The organism is Serratia sp. CoH_122_TC_1, from assembly GCF_058191755.1.
Genome location: NZ_JBXWLA010000045.1, coordinates 1,620 through 3,505 on the forward strand (window position 1 = coordinate 1,620; position 1,886 = coordinate 3,505).

General features: G+C 52.7%; 1 tRNA gene and 3 rRNA genes (1 of these 4 only partly in view). All 4 read left to right on the forward strand.

Annotated elements, in window-relative coordinates:
• Positions 1-1,404 (forward strand): 23S ribosomal RNA (locus AC2FC2_RS26755) (it extends 1,602 nt beyond the left edge of the window).
• A 102-nt stretch (positions 1,405-1,506) separates the two neighbouring features.
• Positions 1,507-1,622, forward strand: a 5S ribosomal RNA gene (gene rrf / locus AC2FC2_RS26760).
• A 13-nt stretch (positions 1,623-1,635) separates the two neighbouring features.
• Positions 1,636-1,711: transfer RNA gene (locus AC2FC2_RS26765), tRNA-Thr, on the forward strand.
• A 50-nt stretch (positions 1,712-1,761) separates the two neighbouring features.
• Positions 1,762-1,877 (forward strand): 5S ribosomal RNA (gene rrf, locus AC2FC2_RS26770).
• Positions 1,878-1,886: the final 9 nt, after the last annotated feature.

Consider the following 1,886-nt stretch of genomic DNA (forward strand, 5'->3'; position numbering starts at 1 on the left):
AATTCAACCCTGAGGCGTGATGACGATGCACTACGGTGCAGAAGTAGTTGATGCCAAGCTTCCAGGAAAAGCCTCTAAGCATCAGGTAACACAGAATCGTACCCCAAACCGACACAGGTGGTCAGGTAGAGAATACCAAGGCGCTTGAGAGAACTCGGGTGAAGGAACTAGGCAAAATGGTGCCGTAACTTCGGGAGAAGGCACGCTGGCGCGTAGGTGAAGAGACTTGCTCTCGGAGCTGAAGCCAGTCGCAGATACCAGCTGGCTGCAACTGTTTAATAAAAACACAGCACTGTGCAAACACGAAAGTGGACGTATACGGTGTGACGCCTGCCCGGTGCTGGAAGGTTAATTGATGGGGTCAGCCGCAAGGCGAAGCTCTTGATCGAAGCCCCAGTAAACGGCGGCCGTAACTATAACGGTCCTAAGGTAGCGAAATTCCTTGTCGGGTAAGTTCCGACCTGCACGAATGGCGTAATGATGGCCAGGCTGTCTCCACCCGAGACTCAGTGAAATTGAACTCGCTGTGAAGATGCAGTGTACCCGCGGCAAGACGGAAAGACCCCGTGAACCTTTACTATAGCTTGACACTGAACATTGAGCCTTGATGTGTAGGATAGGTGGGAGGCTTTGAAGCGTGGACGCCAGTCTGCGTGGAGCCAACCTTGAAATACCACCCTTTAATGTTTGATGTTCTAACTCGGCCCCGTAATCCGGGGTGAGGACAGTGTCTGGTGGGTAGTTTGACTGGGGCGGTCTCCTCCCAAAGAGTAACGGAGGAGCACGAAGGTTAGCTAATCACGGTCGGACATCGTGAGGTTAGTGCAAAGGCATAAGCTAGCTTGACTGCGAGAGTGACGGCTCGAGCAGGTACGAAAGTAGGTCTTAGTGATCCGGTGGTTCTGAATGGAAGGGCCATCGCTCAACGGATAAAAGGTACTCCGGGGATAACAGGCTGATACCGCCCAAGAGTTCATATCGACGGCGGTGTTTGGCACCTCGATGTCGGCTCATCACATCCTGGGGCTGAAGTAGGTCCCAAGGGTATGGCTGTTCGCCATTTAAAGTGGTACGCGAGCTGGGTTTAGAACGTCGTGAGACAGTTCGGTCCCTATCTGCCGTGGGCGTTGGAAGATTGAGAGGGGTTGCTCCTAGTACGAGAGGACCGGAGTGAACGCACCACTGGTGTTCGGGTTGTCATGCCAATGGCACTGCCCGGTAGCTAAGTGCGGAAAAGATAAGCGCTGAAAGCATCTAAGCGCGAAACTTGCCTCGAGATGAGTCTTCCCTGGGAACTTGATTCCCCTGAAGGAACGTTTAAGACTAAGACGTTGATAGGCTGGGTGTGTAAGTGCAGCGATGCATTGAGCTAACCAGTACTAATGATCCGTGAGACTTAACCTTACAACACCAAAGGTGTTTTTAGAGCAGACGAAAGATTTTCAGCGGGTTCCGAGATTGGTTCTGGTGGTTACGTGAGTAACGGCCGGAATGAAACAGAATTTGCCTGGCGGCAATAGCGCGGTGGTCCCACCTGACCCCATGCCGAACTCAGAAGTGAAACGCCGTAGCGCCGATGGTAGTGTGGGGTCTCCCCATGCGAGAGTAGGACACTGCCAGGCATCAAATTAGTGTGCTGATATGGCTCAGTTGGTAGAGCGCACCCTTGGTAAGGGTGAGGTCCCCAGTTCGACTCTGGGTATCAGCACCACTTTTATTAAAGTGGGTTTAGAAGTTCGGCGAAAAGAATTAAAGAATTTGCTTGGCGGCAATAGCGCGGTGGTCCCACCTGACCCCATGTCGAACTCAGAAGTGAAACGCCGTAGCGCCGATGGTAGTGTGGGGTCTCCCCATGCGAGAGTAGGACACTGCCAGGCATCAATTAA